The organism is Mycobacterium szulgai (assembly GCF_002116635.1).
In the GTDB taxonomy this organism is placed as follows: domain Bacteria; phylum Actinomycetota; class Actinomycetes; order Mycobacteriales; family Mycobacteriaceae; genus Mycobacterium; species Mycobacterium szulgai.
Genome location: NZ_LQPW01000163.1, coordinates 41,481 through 58,370, shown reverse-complemented (window position 1 = coordinate 58,370; position 16,890 = coordinate 41,481). Strand labels below are relative to the sequence as shown.

The 16,890-nt window shown below is 63.8% G+C and carries 19 protein-coding genes and 1 pseudogene; 8 read left to right on the top strand and 12 right to left on the bottom strand.

Annotation, left to right across the window (positions count from 1 at the left end):
* Positions 1-4: 4 nt before the first annotated feature.
* The 9 genes and pseudogenes from AWC27_RS24635 to AWC27_RS24600 form a co-directional block, all read right to left on the bottom strand.
* Positions 5-2,041: an erythromycin esterase family protein gene (locus tag AWC27_RS24635; protein ID WP_085672874.1), complete on the bottom strand. Its 2,037-nt coding sequence runs from the start codon at positions 2,039-2,041 to the stop codon at positions 5-7.
* Positions 2,042-2,058: 17 nt separating this feature from the next.
* Positions 2,059-2,490: an HSP20 family small heat-shock protein gene (locus AWC27_RS24630; protein ID WP_085672873.1), complete on the bottom strand. Its 432-nt coding sequence runs from the start codon at positions 2,488-2,490 to the stop codon at positions 2,059-2,061.
* A gap of 49 nt (positions 2,491-2,539) precedes the next feature.
* The gene (locus tag AWC27_RS24625; RefSeq protein ID WP_245847509.1) at positions 2,540-2,824 is read right to left on the bottom strand and encodes a hypothetical protein; all 285 of its coding nucleotides are present in this window, start codon (positions 2,822-2,824) and stop codon (positions 2,540-2,542) included.
* A gap of 105 nt (positions 2,825-2,929) precedes the next feature.
* Positions 2,930-3,220: a cation transporting ATPase C-terminal domain-containing protein gene (locus AWC27_RS24620; protein ID WP_085672872.1), complete on the bottom strand. Its 291-nt coding sequence runs from the start codon at positions 3,218-3,220 to the stop codon at positions 2,930-2,932.
* Positions 3,148-3,426: a hypothetical protein gene (locus AWC27_RS32440; protein WP_139837198.1), complete on the bottom strand. Its 279-nt coding sequence runs from the start codon at positions 3,424-3,426 to the stop codon at positions 3,148-3,150. The genes AWC27_RS24620 and AWC27_RS32440 overlap by 73 nt, the downstream gene beginning before the upstream one ends.
* Before the next feature lie 23 nt (positions 3,427-3,449).
* Positions 3,450-3,572: pseudogene (locus AWC27_RS33380) on the bottom strand (cation-transporting P-type ATPase); the annotation flags it as partial.
* Entirely contained in the window at positions 3,565-4,548 is a 984-nt protein-coding gene (locus tag AWC27_RS24610; RefSeq protein ID WP_085672871.1) for an Acg family FMN-binding oxidoreductase, read from the bottom strand. The gene AWC27_RS24610 and the pseudogene AWC27_RS33380, both read right to left, overlap by 8 nt.
* 46 nt (positions 4,549-4,594) lie before the next feature.
* The gene (locus AWC27_RS24605) at positions 4,595-5,479 is read right to left on the bottom strand and encodes a universal stress protein (protein ID WP_085672870.1); all 885 of its coding nucleotides are present in this window, start codon (positions 5,477-5,479) and stop codon (positions 4,595-4,597) included.
* Positions 5,476-6,078: a hypothetical protein gene (locus AWC27_RS24600; RefSeq protein WP_085672869.1), complete on the bottom strand. Its 603-nt coding sequence runs from the start codon at positions 6,076-6,078 to the stop codon at positions 5,476-5,478. Before AWC27_RS24600 ends, AWC27_RS24605 begins: the two co-directional genes overlap by 4 nt.
* Before the next feature lie 199 nt (positions 6,079-6,277).
* On the opposite strand from AWC27_RS24600, the gene acsA reads away from it, so the two are divergent.
* The 7 genes from acsA (at position 6,278) to AWC27_RS24565 (ending at position 12,593) form a co-directional block, all read left to right on the top strand.
* Positions 6,278-8,089, top strand: a complete 1,812-nt coding sequence (gene acsA / locus AWC27_RS24595; protein ID WP_085672868.1) for an acetate--CoA ligase — start codon at positions 6,278-6,280, stop codon at positions 8,087-8,089.
* Positions 8,086-9,099, top strand: coding sequence for a pyruvate dehydrogenase (acetyl-transferring) E1 component subunit alpha (pdhA, locus tag AWC27_RS24590; RefSeq protein WP_085672867.1), 1,014 nt, complete (start codon positions 8,086-8,088; stop codon positions 9,097-9,099). Before acsA ends, pdhA begins: the two co-directional genes overlap by 4 nt.
* Positions 9,096-10,073, top strand: a complete 978-nt coding sequence (locus AWC27_RS24585; RefSeq protein ID WP_085672866.1) for an alpha-ketoacid dehydrogenase subunit beta — start codon at positions 9,096-9,098, stop codon at positions 10,071-10,073. Before pdhA ends, AWC27_RS24585 begins: the two co-directional genes overlap by 4 nt.
* Positions 10,070-11,302 carry a dihydrolipoamide acetyltransferase family protein gene (locus AWC27_RS24580; RefSeq protein WP_085672865.1) on the top strand — a complete coding sequence of 411 codons (1,233 nt, stop codon included), beginning with the start codon at positions 10,070-10,072 and terminating at the stop codon, positions 11,300-11,302. Before AWC27_RS24585 ends, AWC27_RS24580 begins: the two co-directional genes overlap by 4 nt.
* A 6-nt stretch (positions 11,303-11,308) precedes the next feature.
* Positions 11,309-11,572 carry an acyl carrier protein gene (locus tag AWC27_RS24575; protein ID WP_085672864.1) on the top strand — a complete coding sequence of 88 codons (264 nt, stop codon included), beginning with the start codon at positions 11,309-11,311 and terminating at the stop codon, positions 11,570-11,572.
* A gap of 68 nt (positions 11,573-11,640) precedes the next feature.
* Positions 11,641-12,087, top strand: a complete 447-nt coding sequence (locus AWC27_RS24570) for a pyridoxamine 5'-phosphate oxidase family protein (RefSeq protein WP_372516934.1) — start codon at positions 11,641-11,643, stop codon at positions 12,085-12,087.
* 77 nt (positions 12,088-12,164) lie between these two features.
* Positions 12,165-12,593: a hypothetical protein gene (locus tag AWC27_RS24565; protein ID WP_085672907.1), complete on the top strand. Its 429-nt coding sequence runs from the start codon at positions 12,165-12,167 to the stop codon at positions 12,591-12,593.
* A gap of 32 nt (positions 12,594-12,625) precedes the next feature.
* Here the strand turns inward: AWC27_RS24565 and AWC27_RS24560 are convergent, their stop codons facing one another.
* Together AWC27_RS24560 and AWC27_RS24555 are read right to left on the bottom strand one after the other, a co-directional pair.
* A complete protein-coding gene (locus AWC27_RS24560) occupies positions 12,626-13,804 on the bottom strand; it encodes a site-2 protease family protein (RefSeq protein ID WP_085672863.1) in 1,179 nt (392 codons plus the stop codon).
* Complete coding sequence (locus AWC27_RS24555) at positions 13,797-14,423, bottom strand: hypothetical protein (protein ID WP_085672862.1); 627 nt, start codon at positions 14,421-14,423, stop codon at positions 13,797-13,799. The genes AWC27_RS24560 and AWC27_RS24555 overlap by 8 nt, the downstream gene beginning before the upstream one ends.
* 195 nt (positions 14,424-14,618) lie before the next feature.
* On the opposite strand from AWC27_RS24555, the gene AWC27_RS24550 reads away from it, so the two are divergent.
* On the top strand, positions 14,619-16,016 hold the full coding sequence (locus AWC27_RS24550) for a WS/DGAT/MGAT family O-acyltransferase (RefSeq protein ID WP_085672906.1): 1,398 nt from the start codon (positions 14,619-14,621) through the stop codon (positions 16,014-16,016).
* Here the strand turns inward: AWC27_RS24550 and AWC27_RS24545 are convergent.
* The gene (locus tag AWC27_RS24545) at positions 16,013-16,816 is read right to left on the bottom strand and encodes a sigma 54 modulation/S30EA ribosomal C-terminal domain-containing protein (protein ID WP_085672861.1); all 804 of its coding nucleotides are present in this window, start codon (positions 16,814-16,816) and stop codon (positions 16,013-16,015) included. The two genes, AWC27_RS24550 and AWC27_RS24545, sit on opposite strands and share 4 nt — an antisense overlap.
* Between the last annotated feature and the right edge of the window lie 74 nt (positions 16,817-16,890).

The window sequence follows — 16,890 nt, the reverse complement described above, 5'->3', positions numbered from 1 at the left end:
TCGATTACAGGCCGCTCGGGTAAGTTTCCGGAGTCTCGCCGGCGATCCACAAACTCGTAGTCTCGAGAGGCTCGAGGGCGCGGGTCTTGTCGATATGGATCATGGCATCGAACTGATCGGCGGGCCGGACGTGGAAGTAGTGGCTCTGCCGCTCGGTCGCGGGAAGATAGATCACCCCGATGGCACGCCCCAGCCGAACGACGGCCAGCGGGTCAGCGGCCTGCGGGTTCAGCGCAGCCGATACGACGAAGGCATCCCTGCCGGTCTCGTGGAACAGTTCTTCGATGCTGCCGTTGAGCGCCGGCCGCACCACCTTCCGCTCGGCATTTCCGCCCCACTCACTGGCGGCGGTGACCGTGCCGGTGAACGTGCTGAGCCCGATGAGGCGCGAGTCATCACCGTATCGCTGTCGAACGAGCTGGCCGAGGGTGAGCTGTCCGTCGGACCCCACTTCGGTGGCCCGCGCGTCCCCTACATGAGAATTGTGGGCCCACACCACGATTCGGGCTCCGTCGCCGTGCCGGTCCAGATGCTTAAGCAGCGCCTCCAACGTCTGCGCCATGTGCTTATCGCGTAGATTCCAGGACGTGACCCGCCCGCTGAACATTGCGCGGTAATACACCTCCGCATTGCGGACCGTTTGAGCGTTCTGCTGCGCGTAGAACAGTTCGTCTTCGGCAAGCAGGCCGTCGCGCCGCGCATAGGCCAGTGCGTTGCGCTGCATGTCGATGAGCTGCTCGATCGCCTGACGCTCGCATGAGGGTCCGGCGCCGAACGCCGCCGAGAAGCCGTATGCCTGACCATCATCGGCTGACGCGTGATCGAAGCACGCGTAGCGAGCGCGCGCCCGCGCCGCCGCGTTCGAGTCGACGCCGTCGAGGTAGTTGATGACTTCCTGCATCGACCGGTGCAGGCTGTAGAGGTCCAAACCGTAGAAGCCGGCCTGTCGCCCAGTGGTTGCCGCGCACCGTTGGTTGCGCGCGCGCAGCCAGTCCACGAAGTCACGCACGACGACGTTGCGCCACATCCAGGCCGGAAATCGTTCGAAACCGCTCAGCGCCTCATCGGCGTTTCTGTCTTCGCCGACGCCGCGGACGTAGCGATTGACCCGATATGCATCAGGCCAGTCCGCTTCCGCGGCAACTGCGCAGAAGCCCTTGTTCTCGATCAACCATTTCGTTATGGCCGCCCGAGCCTCGTAGAACTCGTGGGTGCCATGCGAACTTTCGCCGATCAGCACGATCCGCGCGTCGCCGATGATCTCCTCGAGCGTGTCATACGGCGGAACACCGCCGGGAGCGTCGATCGCCACCCTGCGTATCACCTCCGCCGCGGTCGGCGCCGCAGCAGGGGTAATGGTGGCCCCTACCGTCGGAGTCGACAGGAGCTGCCGGACTTCATCGTCGGTGACTTGGCGGAAGTCCCAGAAGGATTCACCGACCGCGAGAAACGGAGTCGGCATCGACGCGCAAACCATGTCGTCGACCAAACCCGCGAATTCCCGGCAGGTGGATTCCGGAGCTGCCGGCACTGCAATCACGATGTGTGCGGGCTCGGCGTCGCGTAACGCCTGCACCGCGGCGAACATGCTGGCTCCGGTAGCCAAACCATCGTCGACCAGAATCACCGTCTTGCCGGTCACCACGAGGGGCGGGCGCCCCGCACGATAAGCGGCCTCGCGCCTGACGAGCTCGCGGCCCTCCCGCTCGGCGATGTCACGCAGTTGCTGCGGTGTGATTCGCAGCCCGCGCAACACATCGTCGTTGACGACGACACGGCCACCGCTGGCTAACGCGCCAACGGCGAACTCTTCGTGGTCGGGTGCGCCGAGCTTGCGCACAATGAACGCGTCCAAGGGGGCCTGCAACGCGGCCGCGACCTCCCACGCGACAGGTATTCCACCCCGGGCCAAGCCGAGGACTATGACGTCTTCGCGGTTGCGGTAGGCGCTCAGCAGTGTTGCCAGCACCCGGCCGGCTTCGCGGCGGTCTCTGAATACACGCCGCGGTGAGTGCCGGCTGAGCTTGGCTGCTGTGGTCATTTCACACCGTATTCGGGCTAGTTCGGGGATTGGATCTGAACGCGCCGCTCGGCCGGCTTCTTCGGCGCAACGGCCACCGAAATGGCGAGTATGCCTTTGTCGTACGTCGCCTTGATGTCGCCGTCGTCGGCTCCGTCCGGCAACGAAAGAGACCGAACGAAGGAGCCGTAGGAGAATTCCGATCGGCCGTCGAAGTCCTTCTTCTCGCGGCGCTCCGCCTTAATGGTCAGCCGACCGTCGCGCACGGTGATATCGATGTCCTTTGCCGGATCGACACCTGGGATTTCAGCGCGCACCTCGTAACGGCCATCCTTCATTTCGTCCTCGAGCCGCATAGTGCGGGTATCAAAGACCGGATGCAGACCGGCAAATGACGGGAAAGCTGCGAGCAAGTCCGGGAAGTCGGGGAAGAACGACCTCGACGCACGCTGCGCGGGAACCGTACTCATGATTGGCTCCTAATAGAGTTTGGTGGATTCTCGATATCCATTCGACCAGTCAGCCGCCGTCGCCGACAGGGACCGAAGTCCCCCTCTTCGAGGCCATTAGTCGGTCACACTGCTCGCCGGCCCGCGTCCGGCGAGCTTGGCCGATGTGGGTCATGACCCGGTCAAGCAGCAGGTCGTAGGCATCGCCGTCTTCGAAGAGACGGTCGAATCCCTCGCGGCGCAGAAATCCCTCGAGCCGCCGATCCAGCGTCCAATCGATATAGGTCTTATCTGCGTATGCGGATCTGAGAAATTGGCATGCAATTGCATCAATATCGAAATCGATCAATGTCAACGGTCCACCTAGGCTGAGTGTCATATCACTTCCTTGCGCCCAGATACGCTTTGACGAACTCTGGTCAGAGCCATTGTTTCGGCGATAGACGGCTCGCCAATAGGGTCAGAAGTCACCTGTGCGCCGCAACCGCCAACGGTAGATCTCGTCGATGCCCCAGACATCCCATGGCATGGGCAACAGCATGAGCAGCATCCATGGGTCGGGAGCCGCAGTGTCGAACACGAATTGCAGTGGGGGAAGGTCGATCACTGCGGCGGCAAAGATCAACTCGAACGCGATGCCACTCAACACGAGTGGATTGGTCATGAGGCCAACCGACTTCAGCGATGCCCACGCCGTCCGTGATGCCAGCGCCGTACCGACCTGACACGCCACAATCGCCGCGAAAGACATTGTCGTCGAACACGATGGCCGTCGCGCTGAATCCAAGCCCGCTGGGGCAGATAAGCGCTCAGCGCCTCGACGGCGTGCTCGGCGTGCTCTTCCTGGACGAAGCCCACCAGTGCGTTAAGCACGATGACGGCGAAAATGGCGATCCCCAACACCATTGAGCCCGACACGAGCGCGAGAACAGCCGCCAGCCACAACAGCAGCGCCAACGGATGGATGAACTGTCGAGCAGCTCGGCCAGACGTCGTCGAGGGCCGGCCGTCGGCAGGTCGTTGGGTCCATAGACCTCGCGACGGCTTGCGGCTTCACGGGACGTGAGTCCCGTTTCAAGACAGGACTTCTGGACGCTAACGATGAATCTCCACTACATCGCTAAGCGGTCGCCGCGGCGTCGGCTGCGGGCTTTTGCCCGAAAGTTCGATGCCGACCCGAATCAAGACCTGCGGCATCGCTTCAGTGGCGCCGCTGAGCTGCCGCACCATGTCGCGGCTTGTTTCGACCTCGGTGAGGTGCGATACCGGACAGGTTGCCAATCCGGCCATGGTGCACTCCAACAGGACAGAAGACAGCGCCTGACCGCAATTCAACGCATCTAGGCGCGTGTCGGCGGGCGTGGTGAGCAGGAGGATCTTCCCCTCGTCTTGCACACCGGAGGCACCGCGCTCCTGGTACCACTTGGCCGGAAAGCGGCGCTGCACATCGACTCGGCGGGCCTGCGACTCGGATAGCAACGCGCTGTGCGGTATCCCGTCGGACTCTCTGGAAGGTTCAGTCCACCAAGTCAATTCGTGCTGATATTCGTCGTCATACCGGCGCAGCGACTCAGCGAGCCGCGACGCCTCCGCGAGCTGCGGGCGCACCTCGTCGGGCAGAACTTCGAGCGTGGCCAATTCGCTGTCATAGCAACTGAAGAGCAATGGTTCAACCGACGGCCAGTCCTTCGGCGCGCGAAACGGACGCCGATCGGTGCGGCGCTGCGATATCGCTTTGGCTCGGTCGCGCCGGGCCTCGGCCACAGAGTCCAGATGTACGAAGTCGATCGCGGCGAGGTGGTCACGATTGTTCGGGTTGGGCAGGTAGTCGACCTGGCAGTCCCAGCCGGCCGCGGCCATGGCGACCCTGAAGTGGTCCAGCACTGCCCCGCAGCTGATGATCGCTTCGCGGCCCGAGCTGTCGGCTTCGGTCACGATTCGGTGCGGGTCGGTGAACAGGTCCACACTCATGCGTCCAACGACCCACCGCCAGGGCTGACTGTTGTGCAGCGAGGGAGACCGGCACGCCAATTCCAGTGCCCTACTGATGACTTCGGTATCCACCATCGTTCGAGTCATTGCTCACGCCCCTCCCGCTGTCCGGCTCAGCTAGCGCCGACGACCCTCACAGATGTTGCCGATCGACGACCAGCACCGAGCAATCCGCCTTTTGCAGCACCGCATTGCCCGACGGCCCCACCAGTTGCTCGAGCTGCTCGCGGTTGCGGATGCCGACGACGACCAACCGCACCGTCCGCCGGTGCTCGGACAGGTAGTCGAGCAAGGTGCCATGCCACACCACGGCATCGATGCCGACATCGGGGTAGCGTCGCCGCCACCGCGCTAGCCGACGGTCCAAGTGGCACAGCATCTGGTGATCGCCGTCCTCGGTGCCGACTTGTGCGCCGAAGCCACTGCCCGACCCGTGGCGGTAGCTCACCACTACCCGAAGGGGCAACTGGCGCAGCCGCGCTTCCTGAATCGCAGACCCCATCACCGCATCGTTGTCGACCGACCCGTATGCGTCAACGACGATCCACTGCCCTTCACGCGCGTCGTGGCCGCCATGGCCGCGAATGATGGCCACCGGGCAATGCGCCGATGCCGCAAGGGCGGTGGCGGTGGAACCCGCCCGCTCCGGCCGGAAGTGGTGCAGGCCGACGGCGCCGACGCACACCATGGCCGCAGACGCCGAAGCCCGGATCAACGAGACCGTCGGGAACTCCTGGTCGATCTCGACTTCGATCTTGACCGGCTTCTCCTCGGCCTCCACGGCCATCGAGACATAGCGAACGGCGTTTTCTGCGATGGCCAGTTTGCGGGCCGCGCGTTCCACGCGGTTCTGCGGCGTATCGTCCGGTTCGATCGCGTAAACCAGGCGCAAAGGTATGTCGCGGCTCACTACTTCATCGACAGCCCACAATGCCGCTTGGATTGCCGTCCGCGAGCCATCGACGCCGACGACGATGGACGGTGAAGGTGATTCACAGCCATTTCCGGGCCACCTCACGCAGTTCGCATCAAGGTCTTGTTGATCCGCTCCTGAGCCGCGGTCATCTGCCGGTCCGCCAAGAACAGATAGGCGACGAACTCGCTGTGGTAATTGGTCTTAGCCCCGGCAACGGTGGACAGACACATGTGCGCAGCGGAATGAAAATCCTCGATGGCCCCCCGCAGCTCGGCCGTCAGCTCTGCGTCAGGAGAAGGCAATCGGGACTGCAATTTGACCTCGGCGGCGTCGTGCAGATGCAGACATGCCGGTTCCAAAGCCTCGGGAAAGCCGACCCGCGCGGCGCGCACCACATCGACGGAGGCACGCTGGACCTCGGTGAAGTCATCGCTAGCCCGCAGCCACCATTCCTGCAGCGGCGTCACCGGGGCGCTCGCCGGATGCGACGTAGCGGCACGCTTGGTCTGCCTTGCCGTCATGATGCCCGCGACAGCGCCGACGACCAGACAGATCGATACCACCGCCACCGCCACCGCGAGCCATTTGCGCCAGCGTCGCGGCCGGGGCGCGGGTGAGAGCAAATCGCCGCCGGTCCCCCACCCGTCTCCTGGATAGGGGCTTTCGGGCCCGAACTGTGGGTCGGTGTGCGTGCTCTGCATAACGCCGACCGTATAAACCCTCGACGCGCAGGAACAGGGTCGTTGGACCCAAGGTACGAGTCTTTGGTCCCAAGGAGCCCTAGCCCGTCGCGACTGATGACTTTCGTCTCTATTGCGGCACCGAGTGCGCGGAAAACGATGAAGGTCTCCCGGCGACTGCAAAGGCAGTGAACCGCCGGCCACGCCGTTAGGACCCCTAATGGAACTCATCCATAAGACAGCTCACGACCGCCGCGTGCGGCCGAACCTCACCGACTACCAGCAGACGCGAGCGCTGTTCGACTGGTCTGATGTGCCGGCCTTGTGCGAAGGAATGGGACCCGGCAAGTGCAATATCGCTTATGCCGCGGTGGAACGGCATGCGACAGGACCGGCTGCGAACCGCACCGCGCTGAGGTTTGTCACCGACAAAGGCTGGGACGGGGCGATCGCCACCCGAGACCTCAGCTACGGCGAACTCGACCGCCTCATCAAACAATTCTCGAGCGTGCTGCGCTCGCTGGGAGTCAACAAGGGCAACCGCGTCTTCACCCTCATGGGCCGCATCCCCGAGCTCTACATAACCGTGCTGGGAGCGCTGCGAAACGGCTGCGTCGTCTCTCCGTTGTTCTCGGCCTTCGGCCCGGAGCCGATTGCCACCAGGGTGAACATCGGTCAAGCCGACGTCCTGGTCACCACCAAGGCACTTTACGACCGCAAGATCACCAAGGTACGCGACCGACTGCCGTCGCTGCGGCACATCCTGATCATCGACCCGACAACCGACGGGGACAAAACCGACGGCCAGCCGCCAGGAACGCTGAACTTCTGGCATTGGATCAACGCGGCCGACGCGAACACACCGATCGAACCCACCACAGCCGATGATCCGGCGCTGCTGCATTTCACCAGCGGTACCACCGGTACGCCAAAAGGCGCTTTACACGTACACGGTGCTGTCGCAATGCATTACATGACCGGCTTGTATGCACTCGACTTACATCCCGACGACACCTATTGGTGCACAGCCGATCCCGGCTGGGTCACCGGAACGTCGTACGGCATCATCAGTCCGCTGCTGCACGGGGTCACCTCCATCGTGGACGAGGCGGAGTTCGACGCCGAACGGTGGTATGCGATTCTGCAGGAACAGGGCGTTTCGGTGTGGTACACGGCACCCACCGCGATCAGGATGCTGATCAAAACGGGATCCGAACTGCCGTCGCACTACCAGTTCCCGCGTCTTCGTTTCATTGCGAGCGTGGGAGAGCCACTCAATCCCGAAGCGGTGTGGTGGGGAAAGCGAGTGTTGGGCTTGCCAATTCACGACAACTGGTGGCAGACCGAGACTGGTGGCATCATGATCGCCAACACGCCCGCGTTCGACATCAAGCCCGGATCGATGGGCCGGCCGCTGCCCGGGGTGGACGCATATATCGTGCGGCACAACGACGATGGCACCTCGACGATCATCGACGAACCCGGGGTCGAGGGCGAACTCGCAATCAAACCGGGCTGGCCCTCCATGTTCCGCAGCTATCTCGATGCCCAGGAGCGCTATCAGAAGTGCTTCGAAAACGGGCTTTATCTGACCGGAGACCTGGCCAAGAAGGATGTAGACGGGTACTTCTGGTTCGTTGGACGCAAAGACGATGTGATCAAGTCCGCGGGACACCTCATCGGCCCCTTCGAAGTCGAAAGCGCACTCACCGATCATCCGGCAGTGGCCGAAGCCGCGGTGATCGGCAAACCCGATCCCACCGTCGGCGAACTGGTCAAGGCCTTCGTCACCCTCAAGAACGGTGTGGTCGGGGACGAAGAGCTGCGGCTGCAACTGCTCGGCCACGCACGCAAGCGCCTCGGAGCGGCGGTGGCGCCCAAAGAGATCGAGTTCGTCGAGTCGTTACCGCACACTAGTAGCGGCAAGATCATGCGGCGGCTACTGAAGGCACGCGAACTGGGGCTGCCCGAAGGCGATACATCCACAATCGAACAGCAGGCTCATCACCAGGCCGAGGGAGTTCCGTCATGACCGATGCCAAGCTTGCGCACGAACTGTTGTCGGATATGGTTCGCGTGCGCCGCATGGAGGAAAAGTGCGCAGAGCTCTACAGCGCTGCCAAGATTCGCGGATTTCTGCATCTGTACGTCGGAGAGGAAGCCGTCGCCGCCGGCTCACTGCGCGCCCTGAACGACGATGACGCGGTCGTTGCGACGTATCGCGAGCACGCGCATGCGCTGTTGCGTGGTATCCCGATGACTTCGATCATGGCCGAGATGTACGGCAAACAGGAAGGCTGCTCACGCGGACGTGGGGGGTCGATGCACCTGTTCGATGCGTCCAAGCGCTTCTACGGTGGCAACGCGATCGTCGCCGGCGGCCTGCCACTGGCGGTAGGCATTGCACTCGCGGATGCAATGCTTCAGCGTCGCCGGGTCACCGCATGCTATTTCGGCGACGGCGCAGTGGCCGAGGGCGCATTTCACGAGTCCTTAAATATGGCTGTCCTGTGGCAATTGCCGGTGCTGTTCTGTTGTGAGAACAACCTTTACGCGATGGGAACCGCATTGGACCGGGCACAGTCGCAGACCGATCTCACCCTCAAGGCGGCGGCATACCGGGTTCCGACGCTGGCTGTCGATGGAATGGATGTCCAGGCATGCCATGCCGCCGCCGAGCAGGGTGCCGAGCACGTCCGCACCACCGGCGGGCCTTTCTTCCTCGAGTTCCGCACCTATCGGTTCCGGGCGCATTCGATGTTCGACCCAGAGCTGTACCGGGACAAGGCCGAGGTCGAGCGGTGGCGCGAGCGCGACCCGATCCAGTCGTTCATCGAGCAGTGCCTGCTCGACGGCACGATATCCGAAGACGACGTGGGTGGCATCGAGGACGCCGCGGCCGAGGAGATCCAATCCGCCGTGGCGTACGCGGAGGCGGGGACCTGGGAGGACACCGACGATCTCGAGCGCGACGTGATGACACCGTCCTCCCACGACGAATGGAATACGCTCGAAGAACCGACACCGGAGCCGGCACGATGAAAACCACCTATCGAACCGCTGTACACGATGCGATCCGCGACGCCCTGCGCGAGGACGAACGTGTCGTTCTCATGGGTGAGGACGTCGGACGTTACGGCGGAACATACGCGGCGTCCAAAGGACTGCTCGAGGAGTTCGGTCCCGAACGGGTGCGCGACACCCCACTGTCGGAACTGGGCTTCGTCGGCGTCGGAATCGGTGCATCCCTCAACGGACTCCGTCCGATCGTCGAAGTGATGACGGTGAACTTCAGTCTGCTGGCACTCGATCAGATCGTCAATACCGCTGCGGCCCTGCGTCATATGTCCGGCGGGCAGTTCTCGGTCCCGCTCGTCGTCCGGATGGCGACCGGCGCCGGACGCCAGCTCGGCGCGCAGCATTCGCACAGTCTGGAGCCGTGGTACGCGCACATACCCGGCATCAAAGTGCTGTCTCCTGCCACCGTCGAGGACGCATACGGCATGCTCGGCCCAGCATTGGCCGACCCTGACCCGGTGGTGATCTTCGAACACGTTCAGCTCTACAACACCTCCTCCGACATCGATGCTCTCGCCCCTACCGATATCTCTCGGGCAGCGATCCGCCGGACCGGCGGCGACGTCACCGTGGTGGCCTACGGCGGATCGCTCCCCAAAGCGCTCGACGCCGCCAACGAGCTGTCCCTGGCCGGAATCGATTGCGAGGTAATCGATCTGCGTGTGCTGCGGCCGCTTGACGAGGACACCATTCTGGAGTCTGTCGCCAAGACACACCGCGCCGTCGTGATCGACGAAGCGTGGCGCAGCGGAAGTCTGGCGGCCGAAGTCATGGCTCGAATAATGGAAGGCGCCTTCTACGAGCTTGACGCGCCAGTTGCCCGCGTGTGCAGCACCGAAGTGCCGATGCCCTACGCCAAACACCTCGAGCAGGCGGCCCTGCCGCAAACCGCCGATATCGTGGCCACCGTGCACGGGCTATTCGGAGACCGGCGATGATCGAGTTCACCATGCCCTCGCTGGGCTCCGATATGGACGAAGGCACCTTGATCGAATGGCTGGTGAAGCCCGGCGACAAGGTGGTGCGGGGCCAGATCGTGGCGGTCGTCGACACTACCAAAGCCGCCGTCGAGATCGAATGCTGGCACGAGGGAACCGTCAGCGAGTTGATCGTGCCCGTCGGTGAAACCGTCCAAGTGGGAACGGTATTGGCCACGCTGGCAGCAGCCGGCGAAGCGGTCGCCAAGCCTCCCGCTGGGCGCACCGGCCCGGCGAAGAAGGCCGCGCCAAAGACGACAGTGGCGGCAGTGGCACCTGAGAAGACGGCGGCGGCGCCCAAGGAGCCGGCGGAGGCCGCCGCTCCCCCGACGGCCGCACGGCGGCGCCGCTGGGTCTCACCGGCGGCCCGCCGCCTGGCACAAAGTCTCAACGTCGACATCGAGGGTGTGACCGGCTCCGGGCCGCAAGGAGCGGTCACCATCAGCGACGTCGAGCATGCCGCGGCGTCCGCTGAGCAACCGGCCGCCAAGCCGAAACCCAAGTCGTCGCCGGCCGACCGCGCCGTCCAGATGCGAAAGTCGATCGCGGCGGCGATGAGTCGGTCCAAGCGGGAGATTCCGCACTACTACCTCGCCGACGAAATCCTCCTCGAGCACTCGTTGACGTGGCTGAGTGCGCGAAACGCGCAGCGCTCCATCGACGAACGGGTATTGCCCGCTGCCCTGTTGCTGAAAGCCGTCGGTGTCGCAGCACAGCGGTTCGGTGAGTTCAACGGATTCTGGCGCGAAGAAGGCTTCGAGCCTGCTGCCAAAGTCCATGTCGGCGTGGCGATCTCGTTGCGCGGCGGCGGCCTCGTGGCGCCGGCTATTCATGACGTTCCGGATAAGAAGCTCGATGAATTGATGGACGACCTCACCGATCTGGTCGCACGCGCACGTTCCTTCTCGCTGCGCAGCTCGGAGATGTCCGACCCGACCATCACGGTTACCAACCTGGGCGACAAGGGCGTCGACACCGTCTTCGGCGTCATCTACCCACCTCAGGTGGCTCTCGTCGGATTCGGCCAGCCGGCTCCGCGGGTATGCGTCATCGACGGCGGTATCCGAGTGGTCAATAGCGTGCACGCCAGTCTCGCCGCCGACCATCGGGCAAGCGACGGCCACCGCGGTGCCCTGTTCCTCACCGCAATCAACGAACTACTACAGCAACCCGACCTGCTAGAGAAGTGATGTGCCATGACTGAAAACGACACGCGCGACGTGATCTTGTCCGTATTGCAAAGCATTGCTCCGGAAGTCGAATCCGATGAGATCGAGGACGACGTGCTGCTGCGCGATCAAGTCGATCTGGATTCCATGGACTGGCTCAACTTCTTGCGCGGAATCCACAAGCGCCTGCACATCGACATCCCGGAATCGGATTACGCGACGCTGCGCACGCTGGCCGATGTGGTGTGCTACGCCGACAAGAAACTGTCCGCCGGGGTCGAACCTCAATAGCGAACGTAACTTTGGTCCCAGTGCAGCGGGACCTTTGGCCGCCGACTTTTCCAGCCTTCGCCAATAGGATGGTCACTATGAACATGCCGAACGAAGATGGCGTCACGATCCTGCCGGCGCAGGAGTGCTGGGATCTGCTGGCGGGTAGGACACTGGGCCGGCTGGTCACCAGCGTCGACGGCCGGCCCGACATTTTCCCGGTCAATTACGCGGTCCAGGACCGGACGATTCTGTTTCGCACCGCAGAAGGCACCAAGCTGGTCAGCGCCGCGATTAACAACTACGTGGTGTTCGAGGTCGATGACCACAATGTCGCCGAGGGCTGGAGCGTTGTCGTCAAGGGAACCGCTCGCACACTTCGTACCGACGAAGAGATCGAGAAGGCCGATCGCGCCCAGGTGTTGTCCTGGACGGGATACGAGAAATCGCACTATGTACGGATCCGCCCCGACATGGTCACGGGCCGGCGCTTCCACTTCAGCCCGGCGCCGACAGGGAAGTCGATCGACGCCTGACCAGCCGGCTTCACGCCTGCTAGACACCAACGGAGGTACGGCAAATGGGCACTGTGCAGCAACAGCTGCGGACGCGCATGTTCGCCCGCGTTCTCGGGCCGTTCTTTGTCATCGCCGCTGCGACGACCGTCGCTCGTCCGGATATGCGGACCTTGCTTTCCGATTTCGAGGCCAGCACCGCGTGGCCGTGGATAACGGGCACCTTTATGCTTTTGGCCGCCCTTGTCATCGTGGCGTTGCACCAGTACTGGCACGGTGCAGCGGCGATCACCGTATCCGTGGTGGGCTGGCTCCTCGTGTTGCGCGCGGTGTTCCTCATGACCTTCCCGCGGGCTTTCATGTCGGCCACTAATGCCGCATTCGAACTGACTCCGTTGTGGGTAGGTGTCGAAATCGCGGTCGGCGTGGTCGGGCTTTGGCTGACCTTCGTCGGCTGGCGTCCGGAGCCGAATCAGCCAGTGGCGCGGGCCGAAACGTCCGGCTCGGGCCTGCCACACGCCGCATAGCGCACACGCCGCATAGCGGGGGCGTTGGCCAATCAGCTGTCGTTCGAATAACCAACTGCGCCTTGCGAATTCGCGTCTAGGCCCGCAGGCCGGGCCAGGCCGTAGACATCGACCAGCCGCGCGACGTCGCCGGCCGTGACGATGCCGACTACCTCAGTGCCGTCCATGACCAAGGCACGGCTGCGGGAACCGACCGGCGCCATCCGCTGCAGCAACGCGCTTAGCGGCTCCTGGGGTGCTGCGGTCGGCACATCGCTCAGTGGCAGAGCGATCTGGCGAACGGTGGTCGCATCCCGTTGACCGGGGGCAAGGTCGCGCAGCTGCTTCAGCGTGACCAAACCCATGATCGACCCGTCCGGCTCGCTGACGGGATACGCCGAGTGCCGATCGCCCAGTAGGTAACGCTGGATGAAATCGGCCACGGTGATCCAGCCGGGCGCGGTATGCGGTCGAGCAGTCATCGCGTCGGCGACGCGAACTCCGGCAAAGAGCTGCTGATTCGTGGCCTGAAGCTCCTCCTCGCGCGCGGCGGCGAAGATGAACCAGCCGATGAACGCCAGCCAGATGCCGCCTACGAAGGCGCCCGCCAGAAACTCAATCAGTCCCAGGGTGATCAGGATGAGCGCGACCACCCGCCCGGCATGGGCAGCGCCGACGGCGGCACGCGCTCTGTCACCGTGCCGGTGCCAGAGATAGGCACGTACCAGCCGGCCCCCGTCCAATGGGGCACCCGGCAATAGGTTGAACAAACCCAGCACCAGGTTGACCCCGGCCAGCCACCAGGCAACGCTGACCGCGATCGGCGCGGCCTGGGCGATGGCCAACGCGGAGGCCAACCCGGTGAATGCCGCGGACAGGGCAAGACTGCTAGCCGGGCCTGCGACGGCGATGCGGAATGCCGCTCGGGGTGTCTTGGCTTCGTCCTGCATGCTGGTCACCCCGCCGAACAGCCACAGCGTCACGCTGGCGACGTTCACCCCCATGCGACGGGCCACGACCGCGTGCGCCAATTCGTGCGCAAGAAGCGAAGCCAGCAGCACAAGCGCACCGCATGCTCCGCTCAGCCAATACACCAGGCGCGGGTAGCCGGCCACGTCGCGGGGCAGGGTAGTTGCCAGACTCCAGGTGAACAACCACAGGATCAACACCACGCTCCAATGGACTTTTACCGGAAACCCGGCGATTCGTCCCAGCGGGATGGCCTCACGCACCATCGAACCTCCGAACCACATTGGTAGCCAAGGAGTTTCCATCAGCCAGGCGCTCCGACTGGTGCTTGACACCCAGCATCAATGCGCGGGTACCCAATGCGGTCAACGGCCTGAGCATTTCCAAGGCAATCACTTCGCCCGGGTAGCGCAAGGCGATTCGGGCGCGGACCAGAAGTCTTACCCGGTCCTCCCAGTGTGGCTGCAGATGGAACGACAACACCGCGTTCCAGCGCAGGTCCGCATGCATGACATTGAGCACCAAGTGATCTTCTGCCACGCTGTCGGCGACCGTGAATTCCACCCCATCGGCCAGCCCCAGCCAGCCTTGGGGCCACAGCCGCACAACGTCACCGATCGCAGGTTCTCGGCAATCCAGGTCCACTCGATCACCACCACTGCCCTGGCCAGCTTGGAGCAGCCTGCGCCACACCACGGCCGCGGGCGCGTCGATATTGACCGCCTCGGTCGTTTGAATCGCCGGATCGCCGACCAGTGCGTCCCCGGGCAGCTGCATCCGGTACTCGGCCTTGGTAGCACCCCAATTGCGGTAATACGCTCGCGCGCAATATAGAACGGAGAGCAGTGCGGTCACCTCAGCGATACGCCTGATATTGGCCATGGCCCCAGTCTGCGTCGGGTGTTGCACAGTTCGCGAGGGCCATTGGTCCTTGACGGCAAGCCATTGTGCTCGTATCGGGCGCCCCGGCATTCGCCGGCTGGTAAGTCCGACATCGGGTTTGGGACTTACGGCACTACCGGCCGCCGCCGGCACCGCGGATAGTGAAGCGCACGAGCGAACTCGGAGGTGGTGGTGATGACGCAGCTAACGACCATCGAGGCGAGCTTCCTGGAAGCAGAAGATGCCGACCGGCATGTGAGCATGGCGATCGGCGCAGTGGCGGTTATCGACGGACCTCTGCCGGGGCGCGACGAGCTGATGTCGGCGCTGTCGGAACGACTGGGCGCTGTCCCCCGCCTCACCCAATTGGTGCACAAGCACGCACTCGAAGTCGCCGCGCCGGAATGGATTGACGACGCCAACTTCGACATCACCCACCACCTGCGCTGGGCTGCGGTGCCGCGGCCCGGCGATGATCCCGCGCTGTTCCGCACTGTCGCCGACATCATGGAGCGCAGACTCGATCGCGATCACCCGCTGTGGGAATGCTGGGTTATCGAAGGCCTGCCGGAAGCACGGTGGGCGATTCTGATGAAGATCCATCACTGCATCGCCGACGGGATCGCAGCGATGCACATGTTGGCGAATATCTTTGACAGCGGCGCAGGTACGACGTTTGCCACCGAGATCCGCGCCGCCAAGGAAGAACCCTCACCGAAGGCCACCTCCTCGCAGCTCAGCCTCAACCCGCTCAGCTGGGCCGGCCGGTTATGGCGCACCTCGCAGACGGCGGTCAGCATTGTCACCCAAACTACAAGGGGCGCGACTCAATTCACTGCCAACCTGTTAACTCCGGCAGCTGGATCGTCATTGCACGGCTCAGTGGCCAACATGCGGCGTTACAGCGCGGCACGGGTGTCGCTCAAGGACGTCAAGACGATAAGCCAAGTTTTCGGCGTGACCCTCAACGACGTTGCCCTCGCCGCGATCACCGACAGCTTTCGCGCCGTGCTGATGCATCGCGGCGAGAAGCCGCAGCGCAATTCGCTGCGCACCTTGGTGCCGGTTTCAGTGCGTCCAGCAGACGCCATGGACCGCACCGATATTCGGGTTTCGGCGATGTTGCCTTACCTGCCGGTCGAGCAACGCGACCCGGTGAAGCGATTACGGCTGGTGCACGCGCGGCTCAACACGCTCAAAGAAAGCGGCGAGCGACAAGCGGCGAGTACCTTCGTCAAATTGAGCAGTTATGTGCCGTTCATGTTGAGCGCGTGGATAATTCGGCTGCTGGCACGGCTGCCTCAACGCAGCGTCGTCACGCTGGCCACCAATGTGCCGGGGCCGCGCCAACGGCTGCAACTATTGGGCCGGCCAGTGGAGATGCTGCTGCCCGTTCCACCCATCGCAATGCATCTGCGGACGGTTGTGAGCATGCTCAGCTATGCCGACGAACTTGCGTTCGGCATCACTGCCGATTACGACGCCACACCAGATGTCGATGAACTTGCCCGCGGCATTGAACTTGGGGTGGCACGGCTGCTGGCCCGGGCCTTGGCCCATCGCCGGCCGGCTACCAAGCGCATTAAGGCCTAGCCCGCCGGCGTGATCACCCCATAATTCCCGTCGTAGCGGTGATATAAGACCGTGGCGCGCCCTTGGGCGGCGTCGATGAAGAACAGGAACGGCAGGCCGAGCAGGCTTAACCGGTTGGCGGCCTCGTCCTCGGTCAGGCATGGCACCGGCTGTCGGCTGATGGTGACGGGCAGCGCGAAGGGGCTCAGCTGGTCGGCTAAGTCAGGTGTCACCAAGGCTAGCCGGTAGCCCGTCGGTTCGGCCCGGTATAGGACGCTCGCGGCACCGGTGCCCTGCTCGGTGAACAGGTGGAAGCCGTAGTCAAGCAGCTCCAGTTCGCGAACGGCCTCGTCGACGGTGCAGGGCCCCATCGTGAACGACTTGCGCCGGATGACGCGGCGCTCTTCTGCCGGTCGAGGCAAGTATTCGGGCCGGTGCCGCGGCTCGGAGTCGTGCGACCACTCTGAGCCGCTGACTGCGCGCTGTTCGGTGCGGCGCGCTGCCCGGTGCGCGGTCGTGCGTTCCAGACGGCGACGCAGCCGTGCCGCAAGCAGATCGACCGCTTCTCGCGCCGATTCCGCCTGGACCTGAACGCGAAGCGGACGGCCATCGACATCGAGATTCGCCTGCGCGACCACGGGCCGCCGCACGGCCGGATCGCGGTGCCTGGTCAGCCTGACCCTGGCGTGCAGCACCGGTTGGCTGGTGTATCGCCCGAGCTCGCCGATCTTGGTGCGGGTGTATTCGGCCGCTCCCGGGAACTCGTCGTGAGTTGTCACGTCGACGTCGATGATCGCTGGCGATTCTGTTCTCTGTCCCATGCTTACAGTGCTATGCGATGGAACTGGTTGCGGGCCAGGGCCAAAAGTCCCCCAGGCGCCGAGGACCTTTGGCG

What these genes read in the sequence shown, in the direction of transcription:
- AWC27_RS24635 (WP_085672874.1), bottom strand. Translation starts at nt 2,041, where the DNA reads ATGACCACAGCAGCCAAGCTCAGCCGGCACTCACCGCGGCGTGTATTC.
- AWC27_RS24630 (WP_085672873.1), bottom strand. Translation starts at nt 2,490, where the DNA reads ATGAGTACGGTTCCCGCGCAGCGTGCGTCGAGGTCGTTCTTCCCCGAC.
- AWC27_RS24620 (WP_085672872.1), bottom strand. Translation starts at nt 3,220, where the DNA reads ATGTCTTTCGCGGCGATTGTGGCGTGTCAGGTCGGTACGGCGCTGGCA.
- AWC27_RS24610 (WP_085672871.1), bottom strand. Translation starts at nt 4,548, where the DNA reads ATGACTCGAACGATGGTGGATACCGAAGTCATCAGTAGGGCACTGGAA.
- AWC27_RS24600 (WP_085672869.1), bottom strand. Translation starts at nt 6,078, where the DNA reads ATGCAGAGCACGCACACCGACCCACAGTTCGGGCCCGAAAGCCCCTAT.
- acsA (WP_085672868.1), top strand. Translation starts at nt 6,278, where the DNA reads ATGGAACTCATCCATAAGACAGCTCACGACCGCCGCGTGCGGCCGAAC.
- pdhA (WP_085672867.1), top strand. Translation starts at nt 8,086, where the DNA reads ATGACCGATGCCAAGCTTGCGCACGAACTGTTGTCGGATATGGTTCGC.
- AWC27_RS24585 (WP_085672866.1), top strand. Translation starts at nt 9,096, where the DNA reads ATGAAAACCACCTATCGAACCGCTGTACACGATGCGATCCGCGACGCC.
- AWC27_RS24580 (WP_085672865.1), top strand. Translation starts at nt 10,070, where the DNA reads ATGATCGAGTTCACCATGCCCTCGCTGGGCTCCGATATGGACGAAGGC.
- AWC27_RS24575 (WP_085672864.1), top strand. Translation starts at nt 11,309, where the DNA reads ATGACTGAAAACGACACGCGCGACGTGATCTTGTCCGTATTGCAAAGC.
- AWC27_RS24570 (WP_372516934.1), top strand. Translation starts at nt 11,641, where the DNA reads ATGGTCACTATGAACATGCCGAACGAAGATGGCGTCACGATCCTGCCG.
- AWC27_RS24565 (WP_085672907.1), top strand. Translation starts at nt 12,165, where the DNA reads ATGTTCGCCCGCGTTCTCGGGCCGTTCTTTGTCATCGCCGCTGCGACG.
- AWC27_RS24555 (WP_085672862.1), bottom strand. Translation starts at nt 14,423, where the DNA reads ATGGCCAATATCAGGCGTATCGCTGAGGTGACCGCACTGCTCTCCGTT.
- AWC27_RS24550 (WP_085672906.1), top strand. Translation starts at nt 14,619, where the DNA reads ATGACGCAGCTAACGACCATCGAGGCGAGCTTCCTGGAAGCAGAAGAT.
- AWC27_RS24545 (WP_085672861.1), bottom strand. Translation starts at nt 16,816, where the DNA reads ATGGGACAGAGAACAGAATCGCCAGCGATCATCGACGTCGACGTGACA.